At 51.0% G+C, this 17,342-nt stretch carries 13 protein-coding genes; 6 read left to right on the top strand and 7 right to left on the bottom strand.

Translation table 11 applies throughout. The features are described 5' to 3' along the window. Nucleotides 1-51: 51 nt before the first annotated feature. On the bottom strand, nucleotides 52-609 hold the full coding sequence (gene orn / locus HMPREF2675_RS09905; protein ID WP_039862353.1) for an oligoribonuclease: 558 nt from the start codon (nucleotides 607-609) through the stop codon (nucleotides 52-54). Between the two features lie 133 nt (nucleotides 610-742). Here orn and dxs point away from each other — a divergent pair, with 133 nt between their 5' ends. Genes dxs through HMPREF2675_RS09890 form a run of 3 tightly spaced genes read left to right on the top strand, consistent with a single transcriptional unit; the run spans nucleotide 743 to nucleotide 5,116 of the window. After that, nucleotides 743-2,632 (top strand): 1-deoxy-D-xylulose-5-phosphate synthase, encoded by a 1,890-nt coding sequence (gene dxs / locus HMPREF2675_RS09900; RefSeq protein WP_070814957.1) that lies wholly within the window; start codon nucleotides 743-745, stop codon nucleotides 2,630-2,632. A gap of 35 nt (nucleotides 2,633-2,667) precedes the next feature. Beyond that, on the top strand, nucleotides 2,668-3,678 hold the full coding sequence (locus tag HMPREF2675_RS09895) for a glycosyltransferase family 2 protein (protein WP_070814956.1): 1,011 nt from the start codon (nucleotides 2,668-2,670) through the stop codon (nucleotides 3,676-3,678). Nucleotides 3,679-3,715: 37 nt separating this feature from the next. Further along, complete coding sequence (locus HMPREF2675_RS09890; RefSeq protein ID WP_070814955.1) at nucleotides 3,716-5,116, top strand: L-serine ammonia-lyase; 1,401 nt, start codon at nucleotides 3,716-3,718, stop codon at nucleotides 5,114-5,116. A gap of 79 nt (nucleotides 5,117-5,195) precedes the next feature. On the opposite strand, the gene HMPREF2675_RS09885 is transcribed toward HMPREF2675_RS09890, so the two are convergent. Beyond that, nucleotides 5,196-5,417, bottom strand: coding sequence for a hypothetical protein (locus HMPREF2675_RS09885; protein WP_036492912.1), 222 nt, complete (start codon nucleotides 5,415-5,417; stop codon nucleotides 5,196-5,198). 8 nt (nucleotides 5,418-5,425) lie between these two features. After that, on the bottom strand, nucleotides 5,426-6,055 hold the full coding sequence (locus HMPREF2675_RS09880; protein ID WP_049343546.1) for a C40 family peptidase: 630 nt from the start codon (nucleotides 6,053-6,055) through the stop codon (nucleotides 5,426-5,428). A 260-nt stretch (nucleotides 6,056-6,315) separates the two neighbouring features. On the opposite strand from HMPREF2675_RS09880, the gene hslO reads away from it, so the two are divergent. Continuing rightward, nucleotides 6,316-7,212, top strand: a complete 897-nt coding sequence (gene hslO, locus HMPREF2675_RS09875) for an Hsp33 family molecular chaperone HslO (protein ID WP_070814954.1) — start codon at nucleotides 6,316-6,318, stop codon at nucleotides 7,210-7,212. 174 nt (nucleotides 7,213-7,386) lie between these two features. Here hslO and tyrS read toward each other — a convergent pair whose 3' ends face one another. The 4 genes from tyrS to ppc form a co-directional block, all read right to left on the bottom strand. Next, nucleotides 7,387-8,682 carry a tyrosine--tRNA ligase gene (gene tyrS, locus HMPREF2675_RS09870; protein WP_070814953.1) on the bottom strand — a complete coding sequence of 432 codons (1,296 nt, stop codon included), beginning with the start codon at nucleotides 8,680-8,682 and terminating at the stop codon, nucleotides 7,387-7,389. 75 nt (nucleotides 8,683-8,757) lie between these two features. Further along, complete coding sequence (locus tag HMPREF2675_RS09865) at nucleotides 8,758-10,617, bottom strand: acyltransferase family protein (protein ID WP_070814952.1); 1,860 nt, start codon at nucleotides 10,615-10,617, stop codon at nucleotides 8,758-8,760. A 485-nt stretch (nucleotides 10,618-11,102) separates the two neighbouring features. Continuing rightward, on the bottom strand, nucleotides 11,103-12,194 hold the full coding sequence (ychF, locus tag HMPREF2675_RS09860) for a redox-regulated ATPase YchF (protein WP_070814951.1): 1,092 nt from the start codon (nucleotides 12,192-12,194) through the stop codon (nucleotides 11,103-11,105). An 865-nt stretch (nucleotides 12,195-13,059) separates the two neighbouring features. Continuing rightward, on the bottom strand, nucleotides 13,060-15,762 hold the full coding sequence (gene ppc, locus HMPREF2675_RS09850; protein ID WP_070814948.1) for a phosphoenolpyruvate carboxylase: 2,703 nt from the start codon (nucleotides 15,760-15,762) through the stop codon (nucleotides 13,060-13,062). Between the two features lie 187 nt (nucleotides 15,763-15,949). Here ppc and HMPREF2675_RS09845 point away from each other — a divergent pair, with 187 nt between their 5' ends. Together HMPREF2675_RS09845 and HMPREF2675_RS09840 are read left to right on the top strand one after the other, a co-directional pair. Beyond that, nucleotides 15,950-16,414, top strand: a complete 465-nt coding sequence (locus HMPREF2675_RS09845; RefSeq protein WP_004519536.1) for a cyclic pyranopterin monophosphate synthase MoaC — start codon at nucleotides 15,950-15,952, stop codon at nucleotides 16,412-16,414. Nucleotides 16,415-16,463: 49 nt separating this feature from the next. Next, entirely contained in the window at nucleotides 16,464-17,210 is a 747-nt protein-coding gene (locus HMPREF2675_RS09840) for a HesA/MoeB/ThiF family protein (protein ID WP_210399862.1), read from the top strand. Nucleotides 17,211-17,342: the final 132 nt, after the last annotated feature.

Genomic DNA, 17,342 nt, shown 5'->3' with positions numbered 1-17,342 from the left:
GCCGATCAGGCCGTCTGAACGGTGTAAAACCGGTTTCAGACGGCCTTAAGATTATTGTTCGGAAGGGAGTTTGAGGAAATGCTCGCGATAATGACGCATTTCTTCGATACTTTCGAGGATGTCGTCCAATGCCTTGTGCGAACCGCGTTTGACCACGCTTTTGGCAACGGCCGGATTCCAGCGTTTTGCCAATTCTTTCAGCGTGGATACGTCTAAGTTGCGGTAGTGGAAATAGGCTTCCAAACGCGGCATATATTTGACCATGAAGCGGCGGTCTTGATGGATGGAGTTGCCGCACATGGGCGTGGATTTCTCGGGTATCCATGCGGACATGAAGTCCAGCAGGTTTTGCTCGACTTCGGCTTCGGTCAGTTTGGATTCGCGCACGCGTTGGGTCAGGCCGGTGCGGCCGTGGGTGGCAGTGTTCCATTCGTCCATGCCGTCGAGCAATTCGTCGCTTTGATGGATGACGTATACGTCCGATTGCGCCAGTACGTTCAAATCGGAGTCGGTAATGATCATGGCGACTTCGATAATGCGGTCGTGTTCCGGGTTGAGGCCGGTCATTTCCATATCGAGCCAGCAGAGGTTGTTTGCGTTTTGGGTCATTTCAGACGGCCTTGTGTTTTCAGTTGGCAGTATTATAAAGGATAAAGGTTCGGGCCGTCTGAAAGCATTTGTAACAAGTTGTGCAATCTCTTGATATAATCGTCCGTTACACAAAAAATCACCGCCAAAAATCATGAACCCAAGCCCTTTGCTCGATATTATCGATACGCCTCAGGATTTGCGCCGTCTGGAGAAAAAACAGCTGCCGCAAGTCGCCGCCGAATTGCGCGAATTTCTGTTGGATTCCGTCGGTAAGACGGGCGGCCATTTCGCCAGTAACTTGGGCGCGGTCGAGCTGACGGTGGCCCTGCATTATGTGTACGACACGCCCGAAGACCATTTGGTCTGGGATGTCGGCCATCAAAGCTATCCGCACAAAATCCTCACCGGCCGCAAAAATCAAATGCACACCATGCGCCAATACGGCGGTTTGGCCGGTTTCCCGAAACGCAGCGAGTCGGAATACGACGCGTTCGGCGTAGGCCATTCTTCCACATCCATCGGCGCGGCATTGGGCATGGCCGTTGCGGACAAACGGTTGGGCAACAACCGCCGCAGCGTCGCCATCATCGGCGATGGTGCCATGACGGCGGGTCAGGCGTTTGAAGCCCTGAACTGTGCAGGCGATATGGATGTCGATTTGCTGGTCATCCTCAACGACAACGAAATGTCGATTTCCCCCAATGTCGGCGCGTTGCCGAAATACCTCGCCAGCAACGTCGTGCGCGATATGCACGGCCTGTTGAGTACCATCAAAGCACAATCGAGCAAAGTATTGGACAAATTGCCCGGCGCGATGGAGCTTGCCCAAAAAGTCGAAAACAAAATCAAAACCTTGGCAGGCGAAGCGGAACACGCCAAGCAGTCGCTGTCTTTGTTTGAAAACTTCGGTTTCCGTTACACAGGCCCGGTGGACGGACACAACGTTGAAAATCTGGTCGATGTATTAAAAGACTTGCGCGGCCGCAAAGGCCCTCAGTTGTTGCACGTCATCACCAAAAAAGGCAACGGCTACAAATTCGCCGAAAACGACCCCGTCAAATACCACGCTGTCGCCAAGCTGCCGAGCGAAGCTCCTGCCCCGGAAGTGAAACCTGCCGCGGCCAAACCGACTTATACGCAAGTGTTCGGCCAATGGCTGTGCGACCAAGCGGCGGCGGACGAGCGTTTGGTTGCCATCACGCCAGCCATGCGCGAGGGCAGCGGCTTAGTTGAGTTTGAACAGCAATTCCCCGACCGCTATTTTGACGTCGGTATTGCCGAGCAACACGCCGTTACCTTTGCCGGCGGTTTGGCGTGCGAAGGCATCAAGCCTGTCGTAGCGATTTACTCCACTTTCCTGCAACGCGCTTACGACCAGTTGGTACACGACGTTGCCTTGCAAAACCTGCCTGTTTTGTTCGCCATCGACCGCGCAGGTATTGTCGGTGCAGACGGCCCGACCCATGCCGGTTTGTACGACTTGAGCTTTTTGCGCTGCGTGCCGAACATGATTATTGCCGCACCAAGTGACGAAAACGAATGCCGCCTGCTGCTCTCAACTTGCTATCAGGCAAATTCGCCGTCCGCCGTCCGTTATCCGCGCGGTACAGGCACGGGCGCAACCATTTCAGACGGCCTGGAAACCGTTGAAATCGGCAAAGGCATCATCCGTCGAGAAGGCGAGAAAATTGCCGTTATCGCCTTTGGCAGCATGGTTGCCCCATCATTGACCGCCGCCGACAAGCTGAACGCGACCGTTGCCGATATGCGCTTTGTCAAACCGATAGACGAAGAGCTGATCGTCCATCTTGCACAAAGCCACGATTACATCGTTACCGTTGAAGAGAATGCCGAACCAGGCGGCGCAGGCAGCGCGGTGTTGGAAGTGTTGGCGAAACACGGCATTTGCAAACCGGTATTGCTGCTGGGTGTAGAAGACAAAGTTACCGAACACGGCGACCCGAAAAAACTCTTAGCCGATTTGGGGCTGAATGCCGAATCCGTTGAAAAACGGATTGCCGATTGGATAGAGGCCGTCTGAAAAATATTAAAACATCTCAATACATTGCGTAATTTATGAGAAAAAAATTAATCAGCATCAGTATGGTGCGCAACGAAAACGACGTGATCGAATCGTTTGTCCGTCATAATCTCGAGCTGATGGATGAAATGCACATCATCGATCATGGCAGCAGCGATGGCACAAGGGAAATCCTGATTCAATTGAAAGAAGAAGGTTTACCGGTATTTATCTATCAATATCAAGCGCTCAAGTTCAATCAAGACCAATTGGTAAACCTGCTTATGAAGCAGCTTGTAGCAAAAGATGAAGCGATAGATTTCGTTTTTCCGCTGGATGCGGACGAATTTATTTCATGTCCTAGCCGTACCATGCTGGAACAACTCTTGGATGTCATCGGTGAATACAAGATCGGCATGTATCTTTGGCGCGGCTATTTGCCGACATCGTTGCAATACAACCCTGATTTCACCACTCAATTTACCGAGCAACGCCTCGAAACGCTCTTTACCCCTAAAGTCATTATTCCCAGATGGGCTGCCGAATCTTGCAGCGTGATTATCGGCTGCCATTACATGTTGGATAAAGATGGCAACAAGGTTGAATCAACCCTGTTTCATTCGCCGAATTATCGAGGTTTACATTCCTGGTTTATCGAGCAGTTTTCCGCACAATTTGCAGAGACCGATTTGTTGTGGCTGGGGCATTTCCCAATCCGTTCCTTGAATCAGCACATCAAAAAAATCCTCGAAAAGTCCATCTTGATTGCCATTAAAGACGGAAGCAACGATATTGCCTGGGAAAACCAGTTGCGCGAATTGTTAGACAACGGCATGAAGATGGACTTGAACGATTTACGGCTGTTGGCATACAGATACCGCTCCGGTTCTACAAGTTTGGAAGACACGCATTGTAGAGTCAGCCGTTACGAACCCTTGCGTAAAAAACCGCTGACGCTGAAATACACCTCGCCGGAAGCAGGCGATCCTTTGATGACTGTCGGACATTTGGTACTTGCATTGGCAAGCGGTGCAAAAGATTCCTCTTTAGGCCTTAAGGCCGTCTGAAAAACAGCCAGCCCGCACACACAATAATAGGAAAATTATGATCAGCATCTTTGATATTTTCAAAATCGGCATCGGCCCGTCCAGCTCGCACACCGTCGGCCCGATGAAGGCCGCAGCCGCCTTTGCCGATTTGCTGCATGCCGAAAACTTGGACACACAAGTGGCGCGCATTGTCATTGAAGTGTACGGCTCGCTTGCCTTGACTGGTATCGGACACGGCACATTCGACGCATTATTGCTCGGTTTGGAAGGCAGCCTGCCGCACGATATTCCGCTGGCAGACATCCCCCAACGCTTGGAACGCATCCGCACGCAACACGTTTTAAAACTCAACGGCCGCGAAATGGCCTTCAATCCCGAAAAAGATTTGGATATCCGCGGCGACAAAGTGTTGCCCAAACATCCGAACGGCCTGAACTTTATCTCCTACCATTCAGACGGCCAGAAGCTGAAAGAGCAGATTTATTATTCGGTCGGCGGCGGTTTTGTCGTAACAGACGAAGGGTTTGCACAAGAGGCGCAGGAAAATGCCGATGTGCCGTATCCATACAAAAACTGCGACGAGTTGCTGGCACAATGCCGTCTGAACCAGTTGAATATTTCCGAAGTCGTGTTGGCCAATGAAGCAGCGTTGGCAGGTTGCGATGAAGCGGAAGTGCGCCGCCGTGTGGCCGCCGTAGCCGATGTGATGGAAAACTGCATCAAGCGCGGTTTGGGTGCGGAAGGGCAATTGCCGGGCGGCTTGAACGTCCGCCGCCGCGCGCCGCAGTTGGCGGCCAAACTCAAAGTCCTGCGCGAGAGCGAAATCGTCAATACCCAACTTTGGCCGATGGTGTACGCCATGGCGGTCAACGAAGAAAATGCCGCTGGCGGCCGCGTCGTAACCGCACCGACCAACGGCGCGGCAGGCATTATTCCTGCCGTCTTGCACTATTTCCGCAAATTTAATCCGCACGCCAACCAATCGCGTGTCGAAGACTTCCTGCTGACTGCCGGCGCCATCGGCATTTTGTACAAAACCAACGCATCGATTTCCGGCGCGGACGTCGGCTGCCAAGGCGAAGTCGGCGTAGCGTGTTCTATGGCGGCGGGTGCATACGCCGAAGTTATCGGCGGAACCCCGAAACAAGTGGAAAACGCCGCCGAAATGGCCATGGAACACCACTTGGGCCTGACCTGCGACCCTGTCGGCGGCTTGGTGCAAATCCCCTGTATCGAGCGCAACGGCATCGCCGCCGAAAAAGCCCTCAAGCTCGCCACCCTTGCGCTTTTGGAAGACGGCACAGACAAAAAAGTTTCACTTGATGAAGTGATTCAAACCATGCTGCAAACCGGCCGCGATATGAAGGCAACCTACAAAGAAACCTCACTCGCCGGCCTGGCCGTTACCTTGCAGAAAAAAGCCGTCCCCGTATCCGTGCGCGTGGTGGAATGTTAGAAATAGGGTAGGGGATCTGCCCAATAAAAAAGGCCGTCTGAAAAATTTTCAGACGACCTTTTTCGTATGGATTGAAGAACTAACCATTTTTTTGATAAGGATTTTCCAGCCCTGCCATTAAGTCGCGGAAGTATTCGCGCAACTGTTTTTCGGAGCAACCCATCAGCAAGGCGTCTTCAAAAGCGTCCTGCGCCATTTGGTAGAGTTCGTTCAAGTTTTCGGTCATGACTTTGACTTTTTCGGTACAGGAAACGATCTGACCGTCGTCGTCATACCATTTGGGCATTTGCGGCATTGCCATAGCTTACCTCAGTTTAAGAAACGGGAAGGATCGTTTTTCTTTACACGGCGGCCGAAGGCGTATTTCGCGCTCCAATATTTGTGGCCGAGGCTGGTAATTTCGATGCGTTTGCCCGTTCTCGGTGCGTGAATGAAATTGTTGTTGCCGATGTAGAGGCCGACGTGGGAAATACGGCCGCGACCCATGGTGCGGAAAAAGACCATGTCGCCCGGCTGCAATTCGGAACGGCTCACGGCAACGCCCATTTGCGCTTGTTCGGCAGAAGTGCGCGGCAGGTTCAGGCCCATGGCGCGTTTAAAGATGTGTTGCATGAAGCCGCTGCAGTCAAAGCCGGTGGAAGCCGATGTGCCGCCGTAGCGGTAGGCCACGCCGAGCAAGCCCATGGCGCTGCCGATTAACTCATCTGCATTGCCCGAAGGTGCACGCGTATTGTTGCTTGCGGCAGAATAGGTATTGGTGGGATGGACAGGGGTTGCCTGACGCGTATTGCCGTAAACATTGGCATTGTCGTTGAATTGGTTTAAAACACGCTGACGGGTGGTAATCAGGTTTTCCAAATCATCGGCGTAAGAAAAATTGACGCTCGCGAGCATGGCGACCGAAGTCCAAACTGCTGCGAGCCGGAGTAAAAAATTCATTGTACAAACTTCCGTTTCAGAAGGCATTCCCTGCCGATTGCAGGCACATTGCCGGTTTCTGAGATGTTATCCCGTATCATTCTCTTGTTATCTGCTTGATTGTATTAAAAAACTGTCTTTTTGGCAAAAAAACTGCTGTTATTTTGCGTTAAACCCTTGTTTCCAAACGAACTAGAAAAACATCGGGCGCGGTTTCGCTTGATTTATCCGCCGCTGCAACCATATAAGCGGCATTCATTGATTTATTTTCAGAGACTGACATGACACAAAATCACAGCGATATCCGTACACGCTTTATCTTTGACGATATGCCCATCCGCGGTATGCACATCCGCCTCGAAAAGGTTTGGCAACACATCGTCAACCAAAAACATTATCCTGTCGCCATCCGCCGCGCTTTGGGCGAGTTGCTGGCCGCCGGCTCTTTATTGTCTGCCAACCTTAAAAACGAAGGCACGCTGATTGTTCAGGTTCAAGGTCAGGGCCGTCTGAAAATGTTGGTGGTGGAAGCGACTTCTGAAAATACTGTCCGCGCTACTGCCCGTTGGGACGAAAACGCTGAAATCCGTGATGATGAAAGCCTGACTGCGCTGTTGGGCGACAACAGCGTGTTCGTTTTGACCCATCAGCCTAAAGATGCCGACCCTTGGCAAGGTGTTGTGCCGCTGGAAGGCGACAGCATTGCGCAAATGCTGGTCAACTATATGAAACGTTCCGAGCAGCTCGATACCTATATTACGCTTGCCGCCGACGACCACGCCGCAGGCGCATTATTGCTGCAACGTCTGCCGGAAGAAGAATTGGATGATGCTGCGTGGGAACATGTGACCACGCTTGCGCAAACGCTTACTCCGCAAGAATTGACCGGTTTGGACGCTCATCACGCCCTTTACCGCCTTTACCATGAAACCCCGCCCCGCGTTTTTGAACCGGAAGCCATTGAATTTGCCTGCACCTGCTCCCGCGGCAAAGTCAGCGATATGCTGTTGATGCTTGGCGGTCAGGAAGTCGGCGGCGTGGTGGCGGAACAAGGCAGCATTCAAATTGACTGCGATTTCTGCCATAGCAAATATGTGTTTGATGAAACCGATGTCAACGCTTTGTTTGGTGCGGACGTGGTGAATGCCGTCCGTCAAGAGAATGAGCGTTTGCAGTAAGTAAGCGATAAAAGTTGCTTAAAAAATTGGATTATTTAATAGAAGGGCAGGTGTAATACCTGTCCTTTCTTTTTGGGAAAACTGAATATCATCAATAGAAAATGCCGTCTGAAAAAAGTGTAGCTGATTTCAGACGGCATGATTGTTTTAAACGATGCGTTTAATGTTTAAAGATTATTTCCAAACCAACAAAGCGTGGTTGCGTTTGCCGCGGCGGACGATGGTGTATTTGCCGAAACGTTTGTGTTCGTCGGTCAGCATATAGGCATCGTCAGGTTTTTCAGCGGCATGGTTCGGATTGTTGGCTTCGGCAGGTTTGCCGTTGAGCAAAACCGCTTTGCTGTTGACAAAACCGCGTGCTTCTTTGTTGGAAGACGCCAAACCGGTTTTCACCAAAGTCTCCACCACGTTGAGGCTCTCGGAAACTTCAAAAGTCGGCAGGCCGTCGAGTGCCAGCTGCTCGAAGTCGCTTTCGGTAAGATGGCTTTGGTCTTCGGCAAACAGGCTTTCAGAAATACGTTGGGCGGCGGCAAGAGCGTCTTCGCCGTGAATCAGGCGGGTCATTTCCTCGGCGAGAATGCGTTGCGCTTCTGGCTTGGTGCCGCTGGCTTTGTCTTTGGCTTCGATGGCGTCTATTTCTTCGATGGACAGGAAGGTAAAGTATTTCAGGAATTTATACACATCGGCATCGGCGACTTTCAGCCAGAATTGGTAGAACTGGTACGGAGAGGTTTTCTTCGCGTTCAACCATACCGCGCCGCCTTCGGTTTTGCCGAATTTGGTGCCGTCGGATTTGGTTACCAAAGGCAGGGTCAGGCCGAATACTTGTTTTTGGTGCAGACGGCGGGTCAAGTCGATACCGGCAGTGATGTTGCCCCATTGGTCGGAACCGCCGATTTCCAAAACCGCGCCGTGGCGTTTGTTCAATTCGGCAAAGTCGTAGCCTTGCAGCAGGGAATAGGCGAACTCGGTGAAGGAAATGCCCACATCGTCACGCTCGATACGCTGTTTGACAGACTCTTTGTTCAGCATGGCGTTGACGGAGAAATGCTTGCCGATGTCGCGCAGGAAGTCGAGGCAGTTCATGCTGCCGAACCAGTCGGCGTTGTTGGCCATAATGGCCGCATTGTCGCCGTCAAAGCTTAAGAAAGGGGTCAATTGGTTGCGGATGCTTTCTACCCAGCCGGCAACAGTTTCGGCAGAATTCAAGCTGCGTTCGGCGGCTTTAAAGCTTGGGTCGCCAATCATGCCGGTCGCACCGCCTACCAAAGCAATCGGCGTATGGCCGGCTTGTTGGAAACGGCGCAATGCCAATACAGGCAGCAAGTGGCCGATGTGCAGGCTGTCTGCTGTCGGGTCAAAACCGCAATAGAGGGAAATTTTTTGTTCGTTTAGCAAAGCGTCTAAGGCTTCGATGTCGGTAGTTTGCGCGATTAAGCCACGCGATTGTAGGTCTTTGATGACGCTCATTGATATCTTCCAAAAAAATTAGCAGTTTTACAAACTGCTAATTGTAGCAAATTTCATCGGATGAATGGCTATGGCTTACTGAAGAAGCGTGTGTTTTTCAGAAAAACGCTTGGCCAGTTCTCTGCCGCCGTAAGGGTTGATGTGGTCTCTATCGGAATAAACCGGCAATCCGTTGATTTTGAAATTCTGCGGAATATAGGCGGCGGCATCGATAATGTGCACATTGGCATATTTTTCGGCTAATTTTTTGATGCGTTCGTTTCCTTTAAAAGTGTTTTGCTCATCAATAACAAGATTTTGATTAAATCCCGGTATGCGGTAAGACAAAATATAGGTGCGCAAACCGTTGTAGGATAGATTAGGGTTGTCCAGCATCAGGTAAACGGCTTGTTTTTCCGAAGAAAGTTTTTTCAACATGAGGTCGAATTTTTTGAAAAAATCGGCATCGTAAGCAAGGGAGTGGCTGTTTTCAGGCATTTGGCTGCCCCAGCGCATGGCCAAAAGCACTTTTGAGTATTGGGGCAGATGCTCTTTGGCATACTCATAAACGGCACGGCAGGAAGCGTTTTGCTTGAATACGGGGGCGGCATAATCTTCTACATAGGCACAACTGTCCGCAGTGACCATTGTTGCCAACCATTTTTCTTTTTTGCCGACGGTATCAAAAAACGTTTTATATTGGTCGGCATGCGAATCGCCCAAAATCAGTAATTCCGGCTGCTTGTCGGTATCGCCCCAAACACATTGTTTGTCGGTATTGTTGTGGCAAGAAGTGTAGGAACGCGCCAATCCCATACGGTCGTATTGCTCCATAAACGGAAGCCTCATGGCAAGAAAAGGCGTTATGGCCAAAACAAGCATGGGGGCGGCATAAACCCATGCCACAGATTGGGCAAAAGAGCCTTTCCACTTTTTAAACGGTTTCTCGACAAAATAATAAGAAAGCAGAGAGAGTGCAAACATTAAGACAATCGCGGCCGCAGTCGAATACGAAGGCAGATTGTTTACACCGATGTATCTCATAAAAGCCAATACAGGCCAATGCCACAGATACAGCGAATAGGAAATCAAGCCTATGCCGACGGTAATCTTCCATTGGAAGAATTGTTTCAGCCGGTGTTCAAATTGATTGAAATAAATGAATGCGGCGGCGGCCAAACAAGGAATGATGGCGGCAGGCCCCGGGAAATAGGCGGTTTTTTCCGTATAGGCAAACAGGCAGGCAAACAGTACGCAGACGGAAAGCAATGCGCCTGCCGCCGCATATGGTTTGCCGGTATCCAGCCCTTGTTGTTGCCGATATTGCATCCACACGGCCGTCAACGAGCCGATCAGCATTTCGCAGGCGCGCAGATGGGGCAGGTAATATTTATCCAGTGAAGTCGGTATAAAAGAAGCCAAAATGCTGAATACGCATAGCGTGATGAGGAAGGCAAACTGAGTGCGCCAACTTTTGCGGACGACCAGTAACAGCAATATCGGAAAGACGAAATAATATTGCTCTTCAACCGATAAAGACCAAATGTGAAGCAAAGGTTTTTCTTCTTGTATGGGGTCGAAATAGCCCTGACCCTTTGCAAAAAAGATATTGGAGATGAACCCCAAGGTGGACAGGGCTGTCCTCCATAAAAGGGAAAAATCATCTTTGGTGAATAAAAGAAAGCCGCATATCAGCGTTATCGTTAATACGGTAAAAAATGCGGGCAGTATCCGCTTGATACGGCGGATGTAAAACTTTTTGAACGAGAAAATCCCGCTGCTCATTTCACGATGGATAATCATCGTGATCAGAAAGCCGGAAATGACAAAAAAGATATCGACACCAAGAAAGCCGCCAGGCAGCCAGTTTTTTTCAATATGGAAAACGACAACGGATAGAACAGCAACGGCACGCAATGTATCAATATCTGGGCGGTAAGATAAAACTTTGCTCATAATATTTTGATTTTAATTAGTTTATTTTAATGGCATCGTCTGAAAAGTAATTCCTGCCGAGAATGGCAGTATTTCGGAGATCAGCCATCGTTTGTCAGTACTGGGCAGTTTGTTTGCCTTCTTAGAATGATTGCTGATGATATGCGTTTGAATAGTAATAGATTAGAGTAGGGATACAGTTGATAGTTTCAACATAATATTTAATATGTTGTTTTTATAATGAATCAATACGATGTGGTATTGTTTAATTATTTATTGTCATATCAGTGGTATTGTTATTAATGATGTAACCTTGCGCTATTTTTAGGTAAGGCGTAGGTAAGAAACGAGAGATTTTAAGAAAGAAAAATTACGGGTCATGCCCGTATTTATTATGGAGATGATGTCTTGTTTTGTTGATATTTCAAGACATGAGGCCGCCTGAAAATAAATTCAGACGGCCTTAATCTTAGAAAAGGCCGTCTGAAAAAAGCGGTACGCTGGGTTTATACGTTAAAGAGGAAGTGCATCACATCGCCGTCTTGTACAACGTATTCTTTGCCTTCCACACGCATTTTGCCTGCTTCTTTGGCTTTGGCTTCGCCGCCTAAAGCGATGAAATCTTCGTAGGAGATAACTTGGGCACGGATGAAGCCGCGTTCAAAGTCGGTGTGAATCACGCCGGCAGCTTGTGGCGCAGTGTCGCCTTTGTGGATGGTCCAAGCGCGGACTTCTTTGACGCCGGCGGTGAAGTAGGTTTGCAGACCCAAAAGGTCGTAACCGGCGCGAATCAGGCGGTTCAAGCCGGGTTCTTCCAAGCCCATCTCGGCGAGGAATTCGGCTTTTTCGTCCTCTTCCAATTCGGCGATTTCGCTTTCCATCGCAGCGCATACAGCCACAACCGGCGCGTTTTCTTTTGCAGCCAATTCTTTCAGGCGGTCGAGGTGCGGGTTGTTTTCAAAACCGTCTTCGGAAACGTTGCCGACGTACATGGCAGGTTTGGCAGTCAGTAGGAACAGCGGCTTGAGCATGGCGAGTTCTTCTGCGTCCAAACCGAAGGAGCGGACGGGTTTGCCTTCGTCCAGATGCGGCAGCAGTTTTTTGCACAGCTCGACCAGTTTTTGCGCGTCTTTGTCGCCTGAGCGGGCGCGTTTTTCTTCGCGGACGATGGCTTTTTCGACGCTAGCCAAGTCGGCCAGTGCCAACTCGGTGCCGATGGTTTCGATGTCGGCAATCGGATCGACTTTGCCTGCAACGTGAACGATGTTGTCGTCGTCAAAGCAACGTACGACGTTAACAATCGCGTCAGTCTCGCGGATGTTGGCGAGGAACTGGTTGCCCAAGCCTTCGCCTTTGCTCGCGCCTGCAACCAAACCGGCAATGTCGACGAATTCGACGATGGCAGGTTGCATTTTTTGCGGATTGACGATTTTTGCCAATTCGGCCATGCGCGGATCAGGGACTTCAACGATGCCGACGTTGGGTTCGATGGTACAGAAAGGATAGTTTGCCGCTTCGATACCCGATTGGGTCAGCGCGTTAAAGAGGGTGGATTTGCCGACGTTGGGCAAACCGACGATGCCGCATTTCAAGCTCATGGTTTTTCCTGAAAAGATAAAAGTTTAACGGCGGATTATAGCATATTGTGGAGGTACTCAAAACAGCCGCAATGCTGGTGTGTTCTTATAATAAAAGGCCGTCTGAAAAAAGAGGGAGCAGGCATTCAGCTTATTGTGCTTCTGAAGAATGAGTAAATGAATAAAGCCATTAAATAAAACAATTTTTCGGATAGGAGGCTTAAGATCAAACCCAAAAGAATGCCCAGTACCCAATAAATCATCTGACGGTGTTTCGGGTTGGATGCGGTACGTAACATTTTGAAATACAAAACCAAACAGCCGAACATGCAGATTGTTTGAAACAGAATGAGGGGGAGGCTGTCAATGGCTTTGGAAATCGAACCATAAAGGATGATTGTCCCTATGCGTATGCATAAATAAATTAAAGCTGAGCCTGCAGCCGAACTCCCAAAAGGGACGGGCGTGTCGGATGAGTCGGCTGTTTTGTGGGGCTGAAGTCTGCCGAATAACAAGATAAATACAATGTCAAACATAATGATAGTTGCCTTGGTGTGAGGTATTTTTATTTTTCAGACGGTATCTGGGTGGTCTGAAAGCTTATTGTGCTGCGATATGGGGCAGTGCCGCATTAAGGTATGTCAGTAAGTTGACTATCATCGTGCTGAAGCGGTTGCCATGCTTCATTGAACACATTGATTTTGTAGCGGGTTATCTGCTATTGCCCAAAATAGTCCGAAATACGGGCAAGTTAAATGAATAGGGTAAGAGTGGCAAGCAGGTTAAGAAACATTATGAGGCTTATGAATAAAGCCTTTGCTATGGCTCGCAGTTGGTTGAAAGGCCGTCTGAAAATTGTTTCAGACGGCCTTTTTTCCGTACTGCTTTAACCGGTATTACGCAAACCTTGCGCCACGCCGTTGATGGTCAGGTGAACCATCAGCAGGGCGTGCGGATTGTCGGGCTCTTTGCGTAGGCGTTTGAGCATGGCGACTTGCAGGCCGTTGAGGGCGTTCAAATATGGAATCCTTAAGGCAAGCGAACGGGCGAGGCTGCGGTTGTCGCGCAGAAGCTCTTCGGTTTGCAGCAGGTCGAGCAGTGCTTTGCGGCTGCGTTGGTATTCTTCCTTGATCATGCCGAAGATGACTTTTGCTTTATCGGGCGATTCGCTCAAGCCGGCGTAGTTTTCCGCCAAGGTGATGTCGGTTTTCGCCATCACTTGTTCCATATTGGAGAGCATGGCTTGGAAGAATGGGTTGCTTTGGGCGTGTTCGCGCAGGGCGGCCAGTGTGTTGGGATTCCCTTCGCACAAGGTTTCCACTGCGCTGCCGAAACCGTACCAAGCCGGCAGCATGAGGCGGTTTTGCATCCATGAGAATACCCACGGAATCGCGCGCAAGTCTTGAATCCGCGCTAAGGTCTTGCGGCTGGCGGGACGGCTGCCGAGGTTGAGGGTGGCGATTTCCTGAATCGGGCTGGTTTGCAGGAAGTAGTCGATGAAGTCGGGGTGGGTAATCAGTTCGCGGTAGTATTTGAACGATACGTCCGATAAATCCTGCATCAGCTTGGCATCAGGGTCTTTTTTGTCCGGCAGGATGCTGGCTTCCAAAGTCGCGGCAACCAAGGTTTCCAAGTTGCGTTGGGCATTGCCTGGGTCGGCATATTTGGCGGTAATGACTTCGCCTTGCTCGGTAATGCGGATTTGTCCGGCAACGCTGCCCGCAGGTTGCGCCAAGATGGCTTGGTAAGAAGGGCCGCCGCCGCGGCCTACGCTGCCGCCGCGGCCGTGGAACAGGCGCATGCGGACATCGTATTTTTTGAAGAGTTCGACCAAGCCCAACTCTGCCTGATACAGACACCATGAGCTGGTAACGTAGCCGCCGTCTTTGTTGGAGTCGGAGTAGCCGAGCATGATTTCTTGGATGTTGCCGCGGCTTTCGAGCAGGGCATCATACCAGTCGAGGCGGAACATGGTTTCCATGACCGGACAGGCGTTTTCGAGCGCTTCGATGGTTTCAAACAGAGGCACGATATTGATGCGGCTGTGCGGTTTTCCGTTTTCCACCACCAGCAGGCCGCTTTCTTTCAGCAGCAATGCCAAGGCAAGCAGGTCGCTGGGTTGTTCGCAGTTGGAAATAATGCTTTGTGTAACGGCGTCTTCGCCAAATTCGTCTTTGATTTTGCGCGCTTCGTTGAAAATCGCCAGTTCGTGGCGGGGATGGTCGCTGTATGTGATGAACGGGCTGTACAGCGGGCGTTGATGGCTCAATTCGCGCAACAGGGCGGTTTGTTTTTGCTCTTCGTTCAGGCTGTTGTAGTCTTCCAAGCCTGCGTGTTGGAAAAGCTCGGCAACCACATCGGCGTGTTTGCCTGCGTGTTGGCGCAGGTCGAGCGGCATCATGTGGAAGCCGAACACGGACACGCTGCGGATAATGTCGGACAGACGGCCTTCTGCCAGCAGTTGGCTGCCGTTTTCGTGGAGCGAGCGTTGCAGTTTTTTCAGGTCGTTGAGGAATTCTTCAACCGTGGCATAAGGCTCGAGGAAGCCGAATTTGCAGCCCATGCCCAAACCTAGTGAGCGTGCCTTGCCCATGGCGCGTGCCATGATGTAGGCGATGGCGCGGCGGTAGGGTTCTTCGGTGCGGGCGATTTCTTCGTCAGGTGAGAGGGCGGCCAGTGCCATCACGTCGTCGTTGACTTTGACGCGGCGGATGGAGAGCGGCAATTCGCGGTAGAGTTTGTCGAGTTCGCCACGATAGAAACGGAACACTGCGTCGGCATGCCGTCTGAACGCAAAACGCAAGGTTTCGGCAGAAACAAACGGGTTGCCGTCGCGGTCGCCGCCGATCCAGCCGCCGATTTTAAGGATATTCGGAACGCGGACGCCGGGATAGGCCGTCTGAAAATCACGTTCCATTGTGCGGTAGAGTTTGGGCAGGGCTTCAAAGAAGCTCATTGGGAAGATGGATACACCGTTGTTGATCTCGTCGTTGACGCTGAGTTTGTGGCGGCGCGTTTCGCTGGTCTGCCACAAGCCCAAAAGCACGGTGTCGATTTCTCGGCGTAACTGAGCCAGCGCATCAGGATTGGTGCAGCGTTCGCGTTGCGGCAGCAGCGCGCGGATGCGGCGGTTGAAGCTCAAGACGGTTTGGCGTTGCACTTCGGTCGGGTGCGCGGTCAAAACGGCGGTAACGACTGTATTGTCCAGTTGTTGTTGCAACGCTTTGCCGTTGACTTTTCCGGCTTTGAGCTTGCGCACGGTTTCCGTCAGGCTGCCTTCTGCTGCGCTGTGGCCGGCATCTTCGTGGATTTGGCGGCGGCGTTCGTGGTGCACGTCTTCGGCGATGTTCAAAATCTGCGCGAACAGGCCGCAGGCCAAGGTTAAATCGTGGGTTTGTTGTTCGTCCAATTGCGGCAACACCTTTTCAATCAAGGCGGCGCTGTCGTCTGAAGTCGATAATAACTTAACGGTTTCGACCACCAAAGGCGACGCTTCCTCATGCAGCAGATTGAAAAGAGACTGTTTTAAAAATTCCGCATCCGCCGCCAGAGCGGCATCTTTTGGATTATTTAAGATATGCAGTTGCATGATTTTTCTCTTATTTAAATGTTAATTTGGGTTTGTCCTGAATCCATTGTATAGCAAATTTTTGTAAACTGCCAATGCTGCCGTCCGATACATTTCAAACCGGAAAACAGCCGTCCGTATCCGCCGCGTGGCCGGTGTCTGTAAAATGCCGTAAAATATTGACTATCCAAACAGAGGCGAGAACCCCATGATCGAATTCCCCAACCAGCCCGATTTTCCTGAACAACACACCGCCGTCGCCGTCGGCACCGTCAACATGAGCCAGCAGGCGATACGGGTGTTGATAGAGAATGCCACCGAAAAGGCAAGTATCCTGACCATCGCCCGCGTTGCCGCCATTCAGAGCATCAAACAGACCGCCAACCTGATTCCGCTGCACCTGCCCGGCCGCATCATCGGCGTGCAGGTTGATTTCGATATTAACGTCGAGCTGGCCTGCCTGAAAGCCACATTGACCGTCCAAGCGAACAGCAACGGCAGCATTGCCACCGAAGCCCTGACCGGCCTCAATCTGGCACTCTTGAGCGTTTACGACATGATGAAAGACGTTGACCGCAATATGATGCTCAGCGGCATCCGCCTCGAATCCGAAACCAGCAGCGAAGGCCGTCCTTTCCTGTTTGACAACGCCTACGAAAATATCAATTTCTAAACCACTCAGGCCGTCTGAACCTTGGGTTTCAGACGGCCTTATTGTTATGATGAATGATCAACAACTCTTGCGGTTCAGCCGCCATATCCTGCTTGACGAAATCGGTATCGAAGGCCAAGAAAAACTCTTGGCCGCCCATGTGCTTGTTGTCGGTTGCGGCGGACTGGGTGCGGCGGCCTTGCCGTATCTTGCCGCTGCCGGTATCGGCAGCCTGACAATTGCCGATGCCGATGCCATCGACGAGACCAACCTTCAACGCCAAATCACGTTTACCGAAGCCGACATCGGCAAAAACAAGGCTTTGGTCATGCAAGGCCGTCTGAAACAGATCAACAGCCAAACACACATTACAGCCATTACCGAATTTCTCGATGAAGCCAGGCTTGTCGAATTGGCAAACGCAGCCGACATCATTCTTGATTGTTCCGACAATTATCCCACGCGCCAAGCGGTCAACCGCGCCGCCGTTGCCATGCGCACGCCTTTGGTTTCCGCCGCGACCGTCGGCTTTGACGGACAAATTGCCGTGTACCGTCCCGATCTTCCCAATACGCCCTGCTATGCCTGCCTGTTTGACGGCGAACAAGCCAGCGATGGTGCTTGTGCATTGTTCGGCGTTTTTTCGCCATTGGTCGGCGTTATCGGAACGACCCAAGCCGCCGAAGCGCTTAAAGTGCTGATCGGTATCGGTACGCCGTCGCACGGCAAACTTTCCACCTATAACGCGTTGAGTGGAAAATGGCAGCAATACGGGGTGAGACGTAATCCCGAATGCCCGGTTTGCGGCGGCCGTTAAAGACAAAAAGCAGGGTAAGGGTTTCGACATTGCCTAAGCAACCCGCTAGAGTAATCATACTTATCTTTCATTAAACTTGTAGGAAGGCGTTTCTTCCCTTTTCAGACGGCCTGTGGCACGATATGATTCAAT

Origin of the sequence: Neisseria sp. HMSC061H08 (assembly GCF_001836795.1) — a bacterium.
In the GTDB taxonomy this organism is placed as follows: Bacteria; Pseudomonadota; Gammaproteobacteria; order Burkholderiales; family Neisseriaceae; genus Neisseria; species Neisseria subflava_A.
Note: the sequence above shows the minus strand (reverse complement) of the source record. Positions and strands in the feature narration are given on the sequence as shown.